At 68.8% G+C, this 18441-nt stretch carries 16 protein-coding genes; 13 read left to right on the top strand and 3 right to left on the bottom strand.

What is annotated here, in order from left to right:
• Positions 1-73: 73 nt before the first annotated feature.
• From argC to argG, 8 genes are read left to right on the top strand one after another with little or no spacing between them, the layout of a single operon-like run.
• A complete protein-coding gene (gene argC, locus B0I29_RS40260) occupies positions 74-1075 on the top strand; it encodes an N-acetyl-gamma-glutamyl-phosphate reductase (RefSeq protein WP_111654441.1) in 1002 nt (333 codons plus the stop codon).
• The gene (gene argJ, locus B0I29_RS40255) at positions 1072-2247 is read left to right on the top strand and encodes a bifunctional glutamate N-acetyltransferase/amino-acid acetyltransferase ArgJ (protein ID WP_111654440.1); all 1176 of its coding nucleotides are present in this window, start codon (positions 1072-1074) and stop codon (positions 2245-2247) included. The genes argC and argJ overlap by 4 nt, the downstream gene beginning before the upstream one ends.
• Entirely contained in the window at positions 2244-3110 is an 867-nt protein-coding gene (argB, locus tag B0I29_RS40250; RefSeq protein ID WP_111654439.1) for an acetylglutamate kinase, read from the top strand. Before argJ ends, argB begins: the two co-directional genes overlap by 4 nt.
• Positions 3107-4261 (top strand): acetylornithine transaminase, encoded by a 1155-nt coding sequence (locus B0I29_RS40245; RefSeq protein WP_111654438.1) that lies wholly within the window; start codon positions 3107-3109, stop codon positions 4259-4261. Before argB ends, B0I29_RS40245 begins: the two co-directional genes overlap by 4 nt.
• Entirely contained in the window at positions 4258-5190 is a 933-nt protein-coding gene (gene argF, locus B0I29_RS40240; RefSeq protein ID WP_111654437.1) for an ornithine carbamoyltransferase, read from the top strand. The genes B0I29_RS40245 and argF overlap by 4 nt, the downstream gene beginning before the upstream one ends.
• A complete protein-coding gene (locus B0I29_RS40235; protein ID WP_111654436.1) occupies positions 5187-5696 on the top strand; it encodes an arginine repressor in 510 nt (169 codons plus the stop codon). Before argF ends, B0I29_RS40235 begins: the two co-directional genes overlap by 4 nt.
• Positions 5693-6586, top strand: a complete 894-nt coding sequence (locus tag B0I29_RS40230; RefSeq protein WP_111654435.1) for a hypothetical protein — start codon at positions 5693-5695, stop codon at positions 6584-6586. Before B0I29_RS40235 ends, B0I29_RS40230 begins: the two co-directional genes overlap by 4 nt.
• The gene (argG, locus tag B0I29_RS40225) at positions 6583-7821 is read left to right on the top strand and encodes an argininosuccinate synthase (protein ID WP_111654434.1); all 1239 of its coding nucleotides are present in this window, start codon (positions 6583-6585) and stop codon (positions 7819-7821) included. The genes B0I29_RS40230 and argG overlap by 4 nt, the downstream gene beginning before the upstream one ends.
• 99 nt (positions 7822-7920) lie before the next feature.
• Here the strand turns inward: argG and dapE are convergent, their stop codons facing one another.
• Positions 7921-8985 (bottom strand): succinyl-diaminopimelate desuccinylase, encoded by a 1065-nt coding sequence (gene dapE, locus B0I29_RS40220; RefSeq protein WP_111654433.1) that lies wholly within the window; start codon positions 8983-8985, stop codon positions 7921-7923.
• Between the two features lie 113 nt (positions 8986-9098).
• On the opposite strand from dapE, the gene argH reads away from it, so the two are divergent.
• A complete protein-coding gene (gene argH / locus B0I29_RS40215) occupies positions 9099-10529 on the top strand; it encodes an argininosuccinate lyase (protein ID WP_245973143.1) in 1431 nt (476 codons plus the stop codon).
• A gap of 354 nt (positions 10530-10883) precedes the next feature.
• Here argH and B0I29_RS46155 read toward each other — a convergent pair whose 3' ends face one another.
• The gene (locus tag B0I29_RS46155) at positions 10884-11060 is read right to left on the bottom strand and encodes a hypothetical protein (RefSeq protein ID WP_181558225.1); all 177 of its coding nucleotides are present in this window, start codon (positions 11058-11060) and stop codon (positions 10884-10886) included.
• Between the two features lie 631 nt (positions 11061-11691).
• Positions 11692-12741, bottom strand: a complete 1050-nt coding sequence (locus B0I29_RS40210; RefSeq protein WP_111654431.1) for a LacI family DNA-binding transcriptional regulator — start codon at positions 12739-12741, stop codon at positions 11692-11694.
• Positions 12742-12929: 188 nt separating this feature from the next.
• On the opposite strand from B0I29_RS40210, the gene B0I29_RS40205 reads away from it, so the two are divergent.
• The 4 genes from B0I29_RS40205 to B0I29_RS40190 are packed head-to-tail and all read left to right on the top strand — an operon-like array spanning position 12930 to position 18431.
• Positions 12930-14183 carry a sugar ABC transporter substrate-binding protein gene (locus B0I29_RS40205; protein ID WP_111654430.1) on the top strand — a complete coding sequence of 418 codons (1254 nt, stop codon included), beginning with the start codon at positions 12930-12932 and terminating at the stop codon, positions 14181-14183.
• A complete protein-coding gene (locus tag B0I29_RS40200; protein WP_111654429.1) occupies positions 14183-15796 on the top strand; it encodes an ABC transporter permease subunit in 1614 nt (537 codons plus the stop codon). The genes B0I29_RS40205 and B0I29_RS40200 overlap by 1 nt, the downstream gene beginning before the upstream one ends.
• Positions 15793-16638 (top strand): sugar ABC transporter permease, encoded by an 846-nt coding sequence (locus B0I29_RS40195; protein WP_111654428.1) that lies wholly within the window; start codon positions 15793-15795, stop codon positions 16636-16638. Before B0I29_RS40200 ends, B0I29_RS40195 begins: the two co-directional genes overlap by 4 nt.
• Positions 16635-18431 (top strand): glycoside hydrolase family 13 protein, encoded by a 1797-nt coding sequence (locus B0I29_RS40190; RefSeq protein ID WP_111654427.1) that lies wholly within the window; start codon positions 16635-16637, stop codon positions 18429-18431. Before B0I29_RS40195 ends, B0I29_RS40190 begins: the two co-directional genes overlap by 4 nt.
• Positions 18432-18441: the final 10 nt, after the last annotated feature.

Raw genomic sequence — 18441 nt, 5'->3', positions numbered from 1 at the left:
CGACATGTGGAACGTCTTTGCCACCTCGGATGAGACTTGATACGGTTCTCTGCATAGTCATGCGGAGGTTGGTATGGGAATCCGGGTCGCGGTTGCTGGAGCAAGTGGGTACGCGGGAGGCGAGCTGCTGCGTCTGCTCGCGGGACACCCCGAGTTCGACCTCGTCACGGCGACGGCGTTCAGTCAGGCGGGGTCGGCCGTCAGTTCCGTACACCCGCATCTCGCCGGGCTGGACCTGACGCTCGGGGCGACCGACGCGGCGACCTTGAGCGACGCTGATCTGGTCTTTCTCGCTCTGCCGCACGGGCAGTCGGCGGCCGTGGCAGCGCAGCTGCCGGCCGAGGTGAAGATCGTCGACCTCGGTGCCGATTTCCGGCTGGAGAGCGCCGAGCAGTGGACGCGGTACTACGGCGGCGGGCACGCCGGGACCTGGACCTACGGCCTGCCCGAGCTGCCCGGCGCGCGTGCGGCGATCGCGGCGTCGAACCGGGTGGCGAACACCGGCTGTTATGCCGCCACGATCACCCTGGCGCTCGCCCCGCTGATCGCCTCGGGTGTCGCCGACCCCGAGGACGTCGTGGTGGTCGCCAGCTCCGGGACGTCCGGCGCCGGCCGCAACGCCAAGGTCAACCTGCTGGCCAGCGAGATCATGGGTGACCTGTCGCCCTACAAGGTCGGCGCGCACCAGCACGTCGCCGAGATCAAGCAGGCCACCGGCGCGGGCACGCTGTCGATGACGCCGATCCTGGCGCCGATGCCGCGCGGCATCCTCGCCACCGTGACGGCCCGCCGCCTCAACGGCGGCGACCCGCGCGAGGCGCTCCAGGCGGCGTACGCGGACGAGGCGTTCGTGCACGTGCTGGGCGACGGCGTCTGGCCGCACACGGCTGCCACGTCGGGTTCCAACTCCTGCCACCTGCAGGCCACTGTCGACATCGACTCGGGGCGCATCATCGTGGTGAGCGCGCTCGACAACCTCGGCAAGGGCGCGGCCGGTCAGGCCGTGCAGAACGCCAACATCATGTTCGGTCTGCCCGAGACTTCGGGCTTGAGCGTCTTCGGAGTAGCGCCGTGACCGTCACCGCCCCTAAAGGCTTCCGCGCTTCTGGCGTCGCGGCCGGGCTCAAGACCAGCGGAAACGCGGATGTCGCCCTGGTCGTCAACGATGGGCCGGATTACACGGCGGCCGCCGTCTTCACCGGCAACCGGGTGAAGGCCGCCCCGGTGCTCTGGAGCCAGCAGGTGCTCAAGGGCGGCATCGTCCGGGCCGTGATCCTCAACTCCGGCGGTGCCAACGCGTGCACCGGCACCCAGGGTTTCCGGGACACCCACGCCACGGCCGAGCACACCGCGTCGGTGCTGCGAACCACCGGGTCGAAGCCGATGATGATCGGCGCCGGCGACGTGGCGGTCTGCTCGACCGGCCTGATCGGCGAGTTGCTGCCGATGGACAAGCTGCTGCCGGGCGTGAACGCGGCCGCCAAGGCGCTCGCCGCCGACGGCGGGCCGAAAGCCGCCGAGGCGATCATGACGACCGACACCGTCGCGAAGAACGCGGTGGCCCAGCGCCTGGGCTGGTCGGTCGGCGGGATCGCGAAGGGCGCCGGGATGCTGGCGCCGGCGCTCGCCACCATGCTCGTGGTGATCACCACGGACGCGTCGGCGGACAACGAGACCCTGGACACGGCGCTGCGCGAGGCCACCCGGCTCACCTTCGACCGGATCGACGCGGACGGCTGCATGTCGACGAACGACACGGTCATCCTGCTGGCCAGCGGCGCCTCCAACCGGCAGCCGACCCTGGAGGAGCTGACCGCCGCGGTCACCGAGGTCTGCCACGACCTGGCCCAGCAGCTGATCGGCGACGCCGAGGGCGCCACGAAACACATCGCGATCGAGGTGGCCGGTGCGGCCAGCGAGGCCGACGCGGTGCAGGTCGGGCGTACGGTCGCGAACAACAACCTGGTCAAGACGGCGCTGTTCGGCAACGACCCGAACTGGGGCCGGATCCTCGCGGCGGTCGGCACCACGAGCGCGGCCTTCGAACCGGACCGCATCGACGTCGCGATCAACGGGGTCTGGGTGTGCAAGGGCGGTGCCGCTGCCGAGGACCGCTCCAAGGTGGACCTGTCCGGTCGCGACGTGCAGATCACCGTCAACCTGCGGGAGGGCGAGATGAACGCGACGATCTGGACGACGGACCTGTCGCACGCCTACGTGCACGAGAACTCGGCTTACAGCTCATGAAAGCCATCAAAAAAGCAGAGATCCTGATCGAAGCGCTGCCCTGGCTGGAGCGGTTCCAGGGCAGCACGATCGTGATCAAATACGGCGGCAACGCCATGATCGACCCGGCACTGCAGGCCGCTTTCGCCGCCGACATCGTCTTTTTGCGGCTTGTCGGGATCAAGCCGGTCGTCGTGCACGGCGGCGGACCGCAGATCAGCCGGATGCTCAAGCGTCTCGGCATCGAGAGCGAGTTCCGTGGCGGTCTGCGGGTCACCACCCCGGAGGCCATGGACGTGGTCCGGATGGTGCTGGTCGGCCAGGTCGGCCGGGAGCTGGTCGGCCTGATCAACCAGCACGGCCCGTACGCGGTCGGCCTCTCCGGCGAGGACGCGGGCCTGTTCACCGCGGTACGCCGGGGCGCCGTGATCGACGGCGAAGAGGTCGACCTCGGCCGGGTCGGTGACGTCGACGAGGTCAACACGTCGGCCGTCGACGACCTGATCGCGGCCGGCCGGATCCCGGTGGTCGCCACCGTCGCGCCGGATCGGGACGGTCTGCTGCACAACGTGAACGCCGACACCGCCGCCTCGGCGCTCGCGGTCGCTCTCGGTGCCCGCAAGCTGGTCGTGCTGACCGATGTGCCCGGCCTCTACACGAACTGGCCGGACACCTCCTCGCTGACCAGCGAGATCGACGCGGACGAGCTGGAGAAGCTGCTGCCCTCGCTGGAGTCCGGGATGGCGCCCAAGATGGAAGCGTGCCTGCGCGCGGTCCGCGGTGGTGTGCCCGCCGCGCACGTCGTCGACGGCAGAGTCGCCCACTCGACGTTGCTCGAAGTCTTCACGGAAGAAGGATTCGGAACCATGGTGGTCCCCTCATGAGCACGCTGCCCGAACGCTGGCAAGCGTCGATGATGAACAACTACGGCGGACCCACCCTCGGTGTCGTCCGTGGCGAGGGCGCGGTGCTCACCGCTGAGGACGGCAAGCAGTACGTCGACTTCCTCGGCGGCATCGCGGTGAACGCCCTCGGCCACGCGCACCCGGCCGTGGTCGCCGCCGTCACGAGCCAGATCCAGCAGCTCGGGCACGTGTCCAACCTCTACGTCGCCGAGCCGCCGCTCGCGCTGGCCGAGCTGCTGCTGGCGCTCGCCGGGCGCTCCGGCCGGGTGCTGTTCTGCAACTCCGGCGCGGAGGCCAACGAGGCCGCCTTCAAGATCTCCCGGCTGACCGGGCGCACGCACGTGGTCGCCACCGACGGCGCGTTCCACGGCCGGACCATGGGCGCGCTCGCGCTGACCGGCCAGCCGTCGAAGCAGACGCCGTTCCTGCCGCTGCCCGGTGACGTCACGCACGTGCCCTTCGGCGACGTGGAAGCGCTGAAAGCGGCAGTCACCGCCGAGACCGCGATGGTGATCCTGGAGCCGATCCAGGGTGAGAACGGCGTGGTCGTCCCGCCGGCCGGTTACCTGGCCGCGGCACGGGCGATCTGCGACTCCTCGGGAGCACTGCTGGTCCTGGACGAGGTGCAGACCGGCATCGGGCGTACCGGGCACTGGTTCCACCACCAGGGCGAAGGCGTCGAGCCGGACCTGATCACCCTGGCCAAGGGTCTCGGCGGCGGGCTGCCGCTCGGCGCCTGCATCGCGTTCGGCGCGGCCGCCGACCTGCTCCAGCCGGGGATGCACGGCACCACGTTCGGCGGCAACCCGGTCTCCTGCGCGGCCGGCCTCGCGGTGATCCGGACGATCGCCAACGAGGGCCTGCTCGACCACGTGAAGCGGATCGGCGAGCAGCTGCGGCGCGGCATCGAAGGCCTGAACCACCCGCTGGTCAGCCACGTGCGCGGCGCCGGGCTGCTGCTCGGCATCGTGCTCACCCAGCCGGTCTCCAAGGAGGTCGCGGCGAAACTGCACGCCGCCGGATTCCTGGTGAACGCCCCGCAGCCGGACGTCATCCGGCTCGCCCCGCCCCTGATCATCTCCTCCGATCAGGCGGACGCCCTGATCGCTGCCCTGGACGGTATCCGGTGACCACCCGCCACTTCCTCCGCGACGACGACCTGACCCCGCAGGAGCAGAACGACGTTCTGAACCTGGCCGCCGAGATGAAGGCGAACCGGTTCGGTTACACGCCGCTCGCCGGCCCGCGTTCGGTCGCGGTCTTCTTCGACAAGGCCAGCCTGCGCACCCGGCTCTCGTTCGAGGCCGGCATCGCCGAGCTGGGCGGCCAGCCGATCATCGTGGACACCCAGAACACCCACTTCGGGCGCGGCGAGACCCTCGCCGACGCCGGCAAGGTCGTCTCCCGATACGTCGCGGCGATGGTCTTCCGTACGCACGGCGACGAGCGACTCGCCGAGCTGGCGTCCGGCGTGAAGGTGCCGGTGATCAACGCGCTCAGCGACGGTTACCACCCGTGCCAGCTGCTCGCCGACCTGCAGACCATCCGGGAGCGCTTCGGCAGCACAGCCGGCAAGACCCTGGCGTACGTGGGTGACGCCGCGAACAACATGGCGCACTCCTATCTGATCGCCGGTGCGATGGCCGGGATGAACGTGCGGGTGGCCGGCCCGTCCGGTTTCGACCCGGCGCCGGCCGTGGTCAGCCGGGCCGCTGAGATCGCGGCATGGACCGGCGGCTCGGTCGAGGTGCTGCGGGATCCGCGCGAGGCCGCCGACGGCGCGCACGTGATCGCCACCGACACCTGGACCTCGATGGGCCAGGAGGAGGACGGCAAGGACCGGCTCACCCCGTTCTGGCCGTACCAGGTGAACAAGGAGCTGCTGGCCGCCGCCGACCCGTCCGCGATCGTGCTGCACTGCCTGCCGGCGCACCGCGGCGAGGAGGTCACCGACGAGGTGTTCGACGGGCCGCAGAGCGTCGTCTTCGACCAGGCGGAGAACCGGCTGCACGCGCAGAAGGCGCTGCTCACCTGGCTGCTGGCGGTCAACGAGAAATGAGCAGTCCCGTCACCCGGGCCGGGCGGCACGCGCGGATCATCGAGTTGATCCGCAGCCGGACCGTGCGCTCGCAGACCGAATTGGCCGACCTGCTCGCCCACGAGGGTGTGCAGGTCACCCAGGCCACGCTCTCGCGTGACCTGGAGGAGCTGAACGCGGTCAAGGTCAGCGGCGCGTACCTGATTCCGGAGGACGGCAAGCGGCCGCTGCGCGAGACGCAACAGGGCCCGGCCCGGCTGATCCGGCTGCTGCGGGAGCTGCTCACCGGGGTGGATGCGAGCGGCAACATCGCCGTTCTGCGTACCCCGCCGGGTGCCGCGCAGTTCCTGGCCAGCGCGCTGGACCGGTCCGGGCTCTCGGACGTGGTCGGGACCATCGCCGGCGACGACACCATCCTGGTCGTTGCTCGTGACGGCGGGCCCACCTCGGGCGCCGCCCTCGCCGAGAAACTCGGCAACTGGAGCAGGTCGGATTCGTCCGATTCTTCTGAGGAGAGTCATCCATGACGTTCACTCCCGCCGTGGAAGCGCGCTTCCCGGATTTCGCCGACCACACCGACACGCTGGTCGGGCACGGGGTGGAGTTCTTCCTCGCCTCCAACGAGACCCTGCGCCCGCAGCTCAACGAGAACCCGTACGGGCACAAGCTCAGCTTCCTGGACTTCACCGACACGGCGGAGAAGGACTGGTCGATCCGGGACTTCCTGAACTACTTCAACGTGATCAACGGCATCGCGTTCGGTGACCGGGGCATCCCGATGCCGCAGTGGGTGATGGTCGACCTGATCCTGATGCCGGCCGCCGCACTCATCGCCGGCCTGCCGCAGGAGGAGTTCGCGGCGATGGTGGAACGCTCCACCTTCCGCTTCGACACCGACGTGAAGCAGCTGCTGCGCACGGTCCAGCAGGAGATGCGGGACAGCGGGTACCGCGGGCCGGTGCCGGTCGGCGGGTACTGCGCCGCGCCGAGCGCCGAGCACGGCCGCTGGGTCGGCTGGTCGCTGTGGTCGCTGATGCCGGCCGTCGGACTCGGCAAGGCCGCGAAGGCGCTCGCGCTCTCCGCGTACCGCGCCCAGAAACTCGACGGCGTCACCCAGTACGACAACAGCGCGCTGAAGGTGCACACCGAGTTCGGCGCGCTGAAGATCCTGGTCGCCACCGTGCCGTTCCACACCTCGCCGGGCTCGTTCGTGTACCAGAGCGACCTCACGCTCCCGCCCGGCGGACACTTGCCCGAGCCCACCTTCCTGCTCGATCCCTTCGACTACGGTCGCCAGCAGGCGATGCAGAAGCAGATCGAGGCGGGACGCTCCGAGTTCTATGTCCTGCCTCCCGGCCACGTCCGCCGGGACGGTAAGACGTATGTACCGATTCTCGAGAAGGAACTGCCCCGATGACCAAGCGCAAGATCGTTCTCGCCTTCTCCGGCGGTCTGGACACCTCGTACCTGCTCGTGGACTTCCGCGAGAAGGGCTGGGACGTGGTGACCGCGAACATCGACACCGGTGGCCTGCACAGCGGTGAGGCGGAGGTCGTCAGCGCGCGCGCCGAGGAGCTGGGCGCGATCGAGCACCACGTCGTCGACGCCCGCGCCGAGCTCTACTCCCGCGTCGTCACCTACGCGATCAAGGCGAACTACCTGCGCAACGGCGCGTACCCGTCGTGTGTCGGCGCCGAGCGGCTGATCCAGGCGGAGAAGGTCGTCCAGGTCGCGCTGGAGGTCGGCGCGGATGCGGTGGCGCACGGCTCGACCGGCGCCGGCGCCGACCACGTCCGCTACGACGCGGTGATCCGGGCCCTGGCTCCGCACCTGGAGATCGTCACCCCGGTACGCGACGAGCGGCTGGTCCGTGAGGAAGAAGCCGAGTTCCTGCGCAGCCGCGGTTTCGCGGTCAGCGAGAAGGTCAAGCTGTACTCGATCAACGAGGGCCTGATCGGCACCTCGATCGGTGGCGAGGAGACGTACGGCAGCTGGGACTACCTGCCGGAGTCGGCCTGGACGTACACGAAGTCGATCGACGCGGCGCCCGCCGAGGGTGTCGAGCTGCTGCTCACCTTCGAGAAGGGCGAGGTTGTCGCGGCCGCGTACGCCGGTGGTGACTCCCTCGTCGACAAGGACGCCCCCAACTTCGCGATCCTCTCGGCGCTCAACGTGCTCGGCGGCGAGCACGGCGTCGGCCGGGGCATCCACATGGGCTCCACCATGGTCGGCAACCTGGCCCGGGTCGGTTTCGAGGCGCCCGGCATGCTGATCCTGATCGCGGCGCACCGCGAGCTGGAGAAGCTGGTGCTCTCCAACCGCCAGCAGTCCACCAAGGCCACGCTGGGGAACACGTACGGCGACCTGCTGCACGAGGCCGTCTACTTCGACCCGATCATGGATGACTTCCGGGCGTTCCTGGACTCCAGCCAGGCCCGGGTCACCGGCCAGGTGCGGGTGCTGCTGCACAAGGGCAACATCGTGCTGCTCGGCAGCAAGAGCCCGCACAGTCTGCTGGACGCGGCGACGCGGTCGGGTGTGGTCTACGGTCACGGGTCGTCGCTGTGGACGGGTGAGCAGGCGCGTGCTTTCGCGCACATGTATGCCGTGCCCGGCGCGATTGCCAGGGCGGCGGCGCTGCCCGACGCATAGGGGGAGGCCGGCCGCGGTCTTCGGGATTCGGGGCGCGTAGGGCGTACAAAATCGGTCAAGGTCGCGGGAGACCGCGGCCTTGACCGATCGGCGTGGGTTTCAGCGCAGCCAGGCGGTGAGGACGCGCAGGGCCGCGCGGATCTCCTCGACCGGGACGTGCTCGTTGTCGGTGTGAGCCAGCAGCGGGTCGCCGGGACCGAAATTGATCGCCGGGATGCCGAGGGTTGCGAAGCGCGAGACGTCGGTCCAGCCGAGTTTGGCCTGGGGCTCGCGGCCGACCAGTTCGACGAACTCCTTAGCGGCGGGCTGATCCAGGCCCGGACGCGCACCGGGCGCGCGGTCGGTGACCTCCAGCTCGAAACCGGTGAAGACCTCGCGCAGGTGGGCCTCGGCCTCGTCGGTGTCGCGGTCCGGGGCGAAGCGGTAGTTGACGAAGACAGTGCACAGGTCAGGGATCACATTGCCGGCGATGCCGCCCTCGATCTTCACGGCGTTGAGGCCCTCGCGGTATTGAAGGCCGTCAACGACCGGGCGACGTGGCTCATAGGCGCGCAGCACGTCGAGAACCGCGCCGGCGCTGTGGATCGCGTTGCTGCCGCGCCAGGAGCGGGCGGCGTGCGCGGCGACACCCGGCACGGTGATCTTCACGCGCATGGTGCCCTGGCAACCGCCCTCGACAGTGCCGTCGGACGGCTCGCCGAGCACAGCGAAGTCGCCTGCCAACCATTCCGGATGGTTGCGCACGAGGCGGCCGAGGCCGTTGAGCTTGGCGGCGACCTCTTCGTGGTCGTAGAAGACGTAGGTGACGTCGTAGCGGGAATCGTTTTCGGTCAGCTGGGCGGCGAGCTGGAGGAAGACGGCGACGCCGGCCTTCATGTCGGTGGTGCCGCGGCCGTACAAAAGATCGCCGTTGAGGGTGGTCGGCAGATTGTTCGCGATCGGGACGGTGTCCAGGTGGCCGGCGAGGACGACCCGGGTGTCACGGCCGAAGTTCGTGCGGGCCACCACGGCGTCGGCGTCCCGGAGAACCTCCAGGTGCGGGTATGCGCTCAGTGCCGTCTCGACGGCGTCGGCGAGAGTTTTCTCGTCGCCGCTGACGCTCGGGATGTCGCAGATGGTGCGGGTGAGATCGACGATGTCGCCGGTGAGATCGAGGCTGGCCATGTCGCAATATTATCATGCTGCTAGTATTTTTATGCATGACGGCCTGGCGCCTCGGGTGCGGGCCGCAGCGATAGGGTCAATTAATTGCGCAGTTCCACGATCGAGGAGTAGGTGTGCCGGAAACTGAGGAGCCGACGCGGCTGTGGGGAGCTCGGTTCGCGGGCGGCCCGGCGGAAGCACTGGCCCGGCTGAGCGTCAGCGTGCAGTTCGACTGGCGGCTGGCGCCTTACGACCTGCTCGCCTCCCGCGCGCACGCCCGCGTCCTGGCGAACGCGGGACTGCTCGACGCCGAAGAGCTCGGCAAGATGCTGGCCGCGCTGGACGACCTCGAGTCGGCCTGCGCCGCCGGGGACTTCCGCCCCACCATCGAGGACGAGGACGTGCACACCGCCCTGGAGCGCGGCCTGCTGGAGCGCCTCGGCGCGCTCGGCGGCAAGCTGCGCGCCGGCCGGTCCCGTAACGACCAGGTCGCCACCGACCTGCGGCTCTACCTGCGCGATCACGCCCGCGGCGTGGCCGTCGCGGTGATCGAGCTGGCCGACGCGCTCACCGAGCAGGCCGCCCGCAACATCGACACCGCGGCGCCGGGCATGACCCACGTGCAGCACGCGCAGCCGGTCAGCTTCGGCCACTGGCTGCTCGCGCACGTGCAGCCGCTGCTGCGTGACCTGGAGCGCCTGCGCGACTGGGACGTGCGGACCGCGATCAGCCCGCTCGGCAGCGGTGCCCTCGCCGGTTCGTCGCTGCCGCTCGACCCGGCCGCCGTCGCCCGCGAGCTCGGCTTCTCCGCCCCCGCGCCGAACTCGATGGACGCCGTCGCCGACCGCGACTTCGTCGCCGAGTTCCTCTTCATCACCGCGCTGCTCGGCGTGCACCTCTCCCGCCTCGGCGAGGAGGTCGTGCTCTGGACCTCCACCGAGTTCGGCTGGGTCGAGCTGGACGACGCCTTCGCCACCGGCTCGTCGATCATGCCGCAGAAGAAGAACGCGGACATCGCCGAACTGGCCCGCGGCAAGAGCGGCCGGCTCATCGGTGGCCTGGTCGCGGTGCTCACCATGCTCAAGGGACTGCCGCTCACCTACGACCGCGACATGCAGGAGGACAAGGAGCCCGCGTTCGACGCGGTGGACACTCTGGAACTTCTGCTGCCCGCTCTCGCGGGCATGATCTCCACCATGACGGTACGGGTTGACCGCCTGGCCGCCGCCGCACCGGTCGGTTTCTCCCTGGCTACCGAGGTGGCTGACTGGCTTGTCCGTAAGGGCGTGCCGTTCCGCGACGCGCACGAGGTCACCGGGAAACTGGTGGCGCTGTGCTCGGCGCGGGAGTGCGAGCTGGAAGATCTGACCGACGACGACCTGAAGACGGTCAGCGAGCATCTGGATCCGTCGGTGCGCTCGGTCTTGTCGGTGTCGTCGGCGCTGGCGGCGCGGACCACACCGGGGTCGACGGGGCCGGGGCCGGTGCGCGAGCAGCTGGCGACGGTCGAGCACAAGCTGGACAACTGGCGCCAGTGGGCGGTGGAGAAGGTCGTGCCGCGCTGATTGGTTTCGTGGTGATTGTTCGGGGCGGGAGTGGCTTAGGCCGCTCCCGTTTCGTTTCCGCCGACGACTGCCCGGCGGCTGGCAGCTGGCCGCTGGCTGGCTGGCTGGCTGGCCGCCCGCTGGCTGGCCGCCCGCTGGCTGGCCGCCCGCTGGCTGGCCGGCCGCTGGCAGCCAGCCCGCCGGCCGCGGGCCGCGGCGGATCTTGTGCGTTTCGGCCGTCCGATCGACCGCAAACTCACGAGTTTCGGATGGCCGCCGCTGTGGCGTGTCGATTTCGGGTGATTGGTGAGTGCGGTGGTGACGCGCTGTGACCGCGATGATGGAGAACGGTGGCTTTGTGGAATCCTGCGGGGGTCAGAGCGCCCACGGGTCTCCAAGATCCGGCTGGCGGCGGCGGTACTCCCGTGCTGGGCTCGCACTCTCCGTGACGTTGGCGTGAGGCGAGTGATACTGGCCGGCCACGGTGGGGTGGGCGTAACCGATCACCGGGCCGGCCGGGCCGGGGCGCTGGCGGCTTGCGCTCATGGTCACGCGAGGGCGATCGGCGGAGTGGCATCGGATATCGGCCGGCTCGCGCTAATGGTCGTTCGGCGGGCGGTTTCGTGACCACGAGCGCGAGCTGGTTGCGGTTGGCTCGTGCTTGCGGTCGTTGGCAGGGGCGGTTTCGCGACCACGAGCGCGAGCCGGTTGCGCGACCGGATTCGACGCGGCTTGGCGATCGCTCGACTCGGTGGTGGCTGTCGGGTCTGACCCGTGGGGCGGGGTGCTCTGATCTTTGCGGCATCTGAAATTGGCGGGCCGACAACAGGAAGGTTGTCTGTCCGTAATGCGGGGCTTTGGACCGACCACAGAGAGCAGTGTGATATGTATCACTTGGCAGTTCAGTGGCCGCTTTGACCTCAGAAAGCACTCAACGCCACCAACCTGTCACATTCTGTGCCAGCTGAGGTGTTGCTCTGACCTGCTCTTGCGCACGCTCTTGCGGCGAAGCGCCAGGTCCTGCCGGTGAAAGGCGCTTCCGGCCACCGAAAGCGCGCGGCAAACGGCTGAAAGCGCCCTCATCACCCACTCGGACGAGCGCGGAAGAGGCGGAGAACACGCTCTCTTGCGCGCCCGCGCGAGGTCAACCGCTTAAGTGTGCAAGAAGTTGCAGCAAGAACCGTCAGGCTGCGGAGGTCTCGGCCGGCAGTTTCTGCGGCACCGGGGCCACCGCGGCCGAGTTGCGAACCACCAGCTCCGGCCGGAAAAGGTATTCCGACCTGGGCGAACCGTGTCCGTTGATTTCGTCCACCAGTGAGCGTACGGCCGCCACGGCCATCGCCGCGACCGGTTGGCGAAGCGTGGTGAGCGGCGGATCGGTGAAAGCCATCAGCGGGGAATCGTCAAAACCGATCACCGAGACGTCATGGGGCACGTCAAGACCGCGTCGCCGGGCTGCCCGGATCGCGCCGAGCGCCATCAGGTCGGAGCCGCAGACGATGCCGGTCACACCCTTCGCGAGCAGCCGGTCCGCGGCGACCTCGCCGCCCTCCACGCCGAAGAACGTCAGCTCGACCGAGTCGTCCACATCGGATCCCGAGACGGCGAGCAGGCGCTGCACGGCGGTCCGGTAACCGGCGAGTTTCCGCTGAACAGCGGTGAACCGGTGCGGGCCGGAGATCATGCCGATCCGGCGGTGCCCGAGGGCGAAGAGGTGGCTGACCGCCAGGTCGCCGGCGAGCTGCTCGTCGCAGGAGACGAACGGCGCGTCGATGCCGCCGGTGTGCCCGTTGACCAGCACGATCGGCAGCGGGCGGGCGATCAGCCGCAGGTACCGCTCGTGGTCGCTGGTGGTGTCGGCGTGCAGGCCGGAGACGAAGATGATGCCGCTGACCTGGCGGTCCAGCAGCATCTCCACGTATTCGTCCTCGGTGACACCGCCCGGTGACTGGGTGCAGAGCACCGGCGTGTAGCCGGACTGTGCCAGCGTCGACTCGATGACCTGGGCAAACGCCGGGAAGATCGGGTTGTCCAACTCGGGCACGACCAGTCCGACCAGGCCGGCGCTGCGTTTCCGCAGACGCTCGGGACGCTCGTAACCGAGTACGTCGAGAGCGGTGAGCACCGCTTGCCGGGTCTCGGGGGATACGCCGGGTCGGTCGTTGATGACGCGCGAAACCGTCGCCTCGCTGACCTGGGCTTGCCTGGCGATGTCCGCCATCCGTGCACGCATGTTGTCACTGTAGTGCCGACCTGTTACCGGCCAGCGCTCTGCAAGGGCTTCCATTGACTGCAAGGGCTTGCTAACGTCCCGGCAACAAGGACGACACCTTATCGATCTTTCCCGGGTGAAGGCCTCTGGCGTCTGCCGTGCCTGCCCTTTCGTGCGAAAAAAACCTCCCTCATGACAGGAGTTCATCGATGCGCATCCGAACCGCGGGTGTGATTGCGATTTGCGCCGTGGCGCTGGTCGGAACCGCCGCTTGTGGCAGTAGCAAGGACGAGACAACCAGCGACGCGCCCTCGGCCGCCGCGGCCACCGGCGAGCTGGTGATCTGGGCGGACGACAAGCGTTCCGCCGCCCTGAAGCCGTTCGCCGAGAAGTTCGGCACCGAGAACGGCGTGACCGTGAAGGTCCAGGCCATCTCGAAGGACCAGCAGACCACCTTCCTGACCGCGTCCCAGCAGGGCAGCGGCCCGGACGTCGTGGTCGGCGCGCACGACTGGATCGGCAACCTGGTCCAGAACGGCGCCATCGACCCGGTGCAGCTCAGCGACGAGCAGAAGAGCGGCATCGCGGCCAACGCCATCAAGGCGGTCACGTTCAACGGCCAGACCTACGGCGTTCCGTACGCGACCGAGAACCTCGGCCTGATCCGTAACACCGAGCTGGCCCCGGAGGCTCCGGCCACCGTGGAGGCCCTGGTGGCCAGCGCCAAGAAGCTGAAGGCCGACAAGAAGGTCTCCGAGCTGCTCTGCCTCCAGGTCGGACAGAACGGCGACGCGTACCACGCGTACCCGTTCTACAGCTCAGCCGGCGGTTACCTGTTCGGCACGAACGCGGCCGGCGACTACGACGCCAAGGACCTGGGCGTCGGCAAGCCGGAGTCGGTCGAGGCGTTCAAGAAGCTCAGCGCTCTCGGCGAGAAGGGCGACGGCGCGCTCAAGCGTTCGATCACCCCGGAGAACTCCATCGCCACCTTCACCAGCAAGAAGTGCGCGTACCTGGTCTCCGGGCCGTGGGCGGTCACCGATGTGAAGAAGGCGAACCTCAAGTACGACATCAGCGCGGTTCCCGGCTTCGAAGGCGGCAAGGAGGCCACCCCGTTCCTCGGTGTGCAGACCTTCTACGTCGCGGCGAAGGGCAAGAACAAGGCCCTCGCGCAGGAGTTCGTCACCAACTACGTGACCACGCCGGAGCTGGCCGTCGCGCTCTACAACGCCGAGCCCCGGCCGCCGGCGCTGACCGCCGCCCTGGACCAGGTCAAGGGTGCCGACGCCGATCTGCAGAAGTGGGTCGACGCCGGTAAGAACGCCGTGCCGCTGCCCGCGATCCCCGAGATGGCCGCCATCTGGGACCCGTTCGGCAAGGCCGAGGCCGCTGTCATCGGTGGCGCCGACGCCGAGAAGACCGTCACCGCCGCCGGCACGACGATCTCGGGCTCGATCAAGTAATGACGACGAAGCTCGGAGGGCCCGCGCGGCGGGCCCTCCCCGTCACTGAACCGGCGCCCTCCGAGCCGCGCCCTCAGCAAAAGAACACCGGACTAGCAGGGCAGTTCGCCAAGGTTCTGCTGCTCGGCCTGTCCGTCGCGATCGCGATCTGGGCGGCCTTCCCGCTGATCGCCGAGGAGCACTGGATCGGCCTGGCAGTCCTGGTCGCGGCGACCGCGGCGCTCCTCTACATCTACCTGTCTCCGCGGCACATCCCGGCGAAGTACCTGTTCCCCGGAACCCTGTTCCTGGTGATCTTCCAGCTGTTCCCGGTGCTGTACACCGCGAGCACGGCGTTCACGAACTTCGGCGACGGGCACCGGGGCAGTAAAGAGGACGCGATCGTCGCGATCCAGACGTCGTCGGTCACCCGGGTCCCGGGCTCGACCGAGTACGCCCTCTCGATCGCGACCGAAGGCGACCCGGCCACCGGCCCGATCGTCTTCCTGATCACCGACCCGGCGACGAAAGCGGTCTCGATCGGCGATGCGGGCGGCCTCACGCCGGCCGGCGCCGTCACCGTGACGTCGAGCGGCAAGGTGACCGCGGCCGAGGGTTACACCGTGCTCAACGCCGGGCAGGCCAGCGTCCGCAGCCAGGAGATCACCGATTTCACGGTGCCGACCGCGGGCGGCGCGATCCGCTCGGCCGGTCTCTCCCGAGCGTACGAAGGTAAGGCCGGGCGGGCGTACGACGCGGCGACCGACAGCATCACCGACACCACGAGTGGTAAGACGTGGAAGGCCGACGAGAGTCTCGGCTCGTTCGTGGCGGCCGACGGTGAGCGTCTCGTCCAGGGCTGGAAGGTCGGCGTCGGGCTGGACAACTTCACCCGGGTGCTGACCAACGACAGCATCTCCGGGCCGTTCCTGAAGACGCTGATCTGGAACTTCGCGTTCGCGATCGGCTCCACCGGGTTCACGTTCATCCTGGGCCTGTTCATCGCCCTGGCCCTGCACTCCGCCAAGGTGCGCGGACGCAACTTCTACCGGATCCTGCTGGTTCTTCCGTACGCCATGCCGGCGTTCGCGATGCTGCTGGTCTGGCGGGACATGTTCAACACCGACTTCGGACTGATCAACAACCTCTTCGGTACGGACGTCGACTGGTTCGGCGGCACCGCCTCGGCCCGGATCGCGGTGATCCTGGTGCAGCTCTGGCTCGGTTACCCGTACATGTTCCTGGTCAGCACGGGTGCGCTGCAGGCCATCCCGGGTGAGCTGCTGGACGCCACGAAGGTGGACGGCGCCGGTGTCTGGCAGAGCTTCAAGAGCGTCACCCTGCCGCTGCTGATGATCCCGCTGACGCCGCTGTTGATCTCGTCGTTCGCGTTCAACTTCAACAACTTCAACGCGATCTGGCTGACCACCGAGGGCGCTCCGTTCCCGGCGGACAACACCACAAACGGGGCGACGGACCTGCTGATCACGTACACGTACCGGCTCGCCTTCGGCGGTTCCGGCGCGCAGTACGGATTCGCGGCCGCCATCTCGATCTTCATTTTCCTGATCGTCGCGGTCGTCTCCACGATCAGCTTCCGCCGGACCCGGCAGTTGGAGGAGGTCTACTCGTGACGCGCTGGATCAAGCAGGTCGGCTGGCGGCACCTGGTCGGCCTGCTGGGGCTGGGGTTCGCCCTGGGCCCGCTGCTGTTCGTCTTCTCCGCCGCGATCAACCCGCAGGGCACGCTCTCCTCCAGCACGCTGATCCCGACCGGCGCCTCGGCGGAGAACTTCGTGAAGCTCTTCCGGGACACCAACTTCGCGTACTGGTTCCTCAACTCGGTGATGATCGCCGGGGTCGCCGCGGCGGCGTCGGTCTTCCTCTCCGCGCTGGCGGCGTACGCGTTCAGCCGCCGCCGTTTCAAGGGCCGGCGGATCGGTCTGATGTCGCTGCTGCTGATCCAGATGTTCCCGCAGTTCCTGGCCGTCGTGGCGATCTTCCTGATGTTCTCGACGATCACCGACCTGTGGCCCGCGTTCGGGTTCAACACCTGGTGGGGCATGATCCTGCTCTACCTCGGTGGCGCGCTCGGCGTGAACACCTGGCTCATGAAGGGCTTCTACGACACCATCCCGAAGGAGCTCGACGAGTCCGCGGTGGTCGACGGGGCCTCGCACCCGCAGATTTTCTTCAAGATCCTGCTGCCGCTGGTCGCGCCGATCCTGGCTGTCACCGGGCTGCTCGCCTTCATCGGGACGATCAACGAGTTCCTGATCGCCAACGTGTTCCTCACCGACAGCGAGTCGAAGACCCTGGCCGTCGGCCTCTACGGCCTGGTGGCCGGCGAGCGGGACACCAACTTCGGGGTCTTCTGCGCCGGCACCCTGCTGACCGCGATCCCCACGGTCGGTGTCTTCATGTACCTCCAGCGCTACATCGTGGAGGGACTCAGCGCGGGCGCGGTGAAGGGATGACCCCCCACCACGACGGTTCCAGCCTTTACGTCTCGAACCCGTCGCCCGCACTGGGCGAGACGGTCAGCCTCTTCGTCCGGGTGCCGCACGGCAACCTGATCAGAAGGATGCATCTGCGCTCGGTGCGTGACGGCGAACCTGTCTTCGGCGAGGCCGTGCTCGACCGGCGGGACGCGACCGGCGAATGGTGGCGTGCCGAGATCGAGGTACGGAACCCGATCACTCCGTACCGTTTCCTGATCCGGACCGTGAGCGGCGCGGTCAGATGGCTCACCGGATGGGGTCTGACCTCCTACGATCTGCCGGACGCGACGGATTTCCGGCTGGTCGCGCACGCGCCGGGGCCGGACTGGGCCCGGGACGCGATCGTCTATCAGATCTTCCCGGACCGGTTCGCGCGCTCGGCGGCCGCCGACGACCGCGCCACCCCGGACTGGGCCGTGCGCTGCGACTGGGGCACTCCGGTCGCAGGGCACGGCCCCCTGGCCGCCACCCAGCTGTACGGCGGTGACCTGGACGGCGTCGCCGAACACCTCGATCACGTCGCTGACCTGGGCGCCGACACGGTGTACCTGACGCCGTTCTTCCCCGCGAAGTCGAACCACCGGTACGACGGCTCCGATTTCGGCACTGTCGACCCGCTGCTCGGCGGCGACCAGGCCCTGGTCCGGCTCAGCGAGGCGGTGCACGCGCGGGGCATGCGGCTGCTCGGCGATCTCACCACCAACCACACCGGCGACGCCCACGAGTGGTTCCGCTCGGAGAAGGACTTCTTCTACTTCAACTCCGACGGTGGGTACGAGTCCTGGCTCGGCGTACCGAGTCTGCCGAAGTTGAACTGGGGTAGCCCCGAGCTGCGCCGCCGGTTCGTGAAGCTGGCTCAGCACTGGCTGACGTACCCCTATGGCCTGGACGGCTGGCGCATCGACGTGGCCAACATGACCGGCCGCCGCGGCGCCGACAACCTGACCCACGAGGTGGCCGCCCTGCTGCACCGCGCCGTCCGGCAGGTACGCCCGGACGCGATGCTGCTCGCCGAACACGGCCACGATGCCACCCGTGACCTGGACGCCGACGGCTGGCAGGGCACGATGAACTACGCCGGCTTCACCCGTCCGGTGTGGAGCTGGCTGCGCGCCGACGAGCTGCCGTTCCCCGATTTCCTGGGCGTGCCGGGCGAGATCCCGTTCCGGGACGCGGGCGAGATGGTCTCGACCATGACCGCGTTCTCCGCACAGACGTCGTGGCGCGCGTTCACCAGCTCGTGGCAGATCCTCAGCTCGCATGACACCCCGCGGATCCGGTCGGTGGTCGGCGGCGCGGACCGTCACGAGGTCGCGGCGGGGCTGCTCTTCACCCTTCCCGGCACCCCGATGATCTTCGCCGGTGACGAACTGGGATTGTCCGGAGTCAATGGCGAACATTCCCGTACCCCGATGCCCTGGAATGAGACCGACGGCTGGGACATGCGCACCCTGGCTCGTTATCGCGCTCTGGCGCGATTGCGGCGCGGCACGCGGGCGCTGCGCGACGGCGGCCTGCGCTGGGTGCACGCCGCCGGTGACCTGCTGGTCTTCCTCCGGGAGACCGCCGACGACATCGTCCTGGTCGCGGCCCGCCGGGCCGCGGGTCCGCCGGTACGCGTGACCGGCCTCGCCCCGCACGCCTGGGGCGACAACCTGTACGGCGGCGCCGAGCCCATCAAAGCCGGCGTCGATGGATCTATCGAAATCGACGGTGATGGTCCTACCTTCCAGGTGTGGTCCGTCCGCCAACACCCGAAGGGTTGTTAAGTGGCACCGA

The sequence above is a fragment of the Actinoplanes lutulentus genome, from assembly GCF_003259845.1.
Classification (GTDB): Bacteria; Actinomycetota; Actinomycetes; order Mycobacteriales; family Micromonosporaceae; genus Actinoplanes; species Actinoplanes lutulentus.
Note: the sequence above shows the minus strand (reverse complement) of the source record. Positions and strands in the feature narration are given on the sequence as shown.

Excerpts from the sequence above, each read along its gene's own strand:
- argC (WP_111654441.1), top strand. The coding sequence starts at position 74 with ATGGGAATCCGGGTCGCGGTTGCTGGAGCAAGTGGGTACGCGGGAGGC.
- argB (WP_111654439.1), top strand. The coding sequence starts at position 2,244 with ATGAAAGCCATCAAAAAAGCAGAGATCCTGATCGAAGCGCTGCCCTGG.
- B0I29_RS40245 (WP_111654438.1), top strand. The coding sequence starts at position 3,107 with ATGAGCACGCTGCCCGAACGCTGGCAAGCGTCGATGATGAACAACTAC.
- B0I29_RS40235 (WP_111654436.1), top strand. The coding sequence starts at position 5,187 with ATGAGCAGTCCCGTCACCCGGGCCGGGCGGCACGCGCGGATCATCGAG.
- B0I29_RS40230 (WP_111654435.1), top strand. The coding sequence starts at position 5,693 with ATGACGTTCACTCCCGCCGTGGAAGCGCGCTTCCCGGATTTCGCCGAC.
- argG (WP_111654434.1), top strand. The coding sequence starts at position 6,583 with ATGACCAAGCGCAAGATCGTTCTCGCCTTCTCCGGCGGTCTGGACACC.
- dapE (WP_111654433.1), bottom strand. The coding sequence starts at position 8,985 with ATGGCCAGCCTCGATCTCACCGGCGACATCGTCGATCTCACCCGCACC.
- B0I29_RS40210 (WP_111654431.1), bottom strand. The coding sequence starts at position 12,741 with ATGCGTGCACGGATGGCGGACATCGCCAGGCAAGCCCAGGTCAGCGAG.
- B0I29_RS40205 (WP_111654430.1), top strand. The coding sequence starts at position 12,930 with ATGCGCATCCGAACCGCGGGTGTGATTGCGATTTGCGCCGTGGCGCTG.
- B0I29_RS40200 (WP_111654429.1), top strand. The coding sequence starts at position 14,183 with ATGACGACGAAGCTCGGAGGGCCCGCGCGGCGGGCCCTCCCCGTCACT.
- B0I29_RS40190 (WP_111654427.1), top strand. The coding sequence starts at position 16,635 with ATGACCCCCCACCACGACGGTTCCAGCCTTTACGTCTCGAACCCGTCG.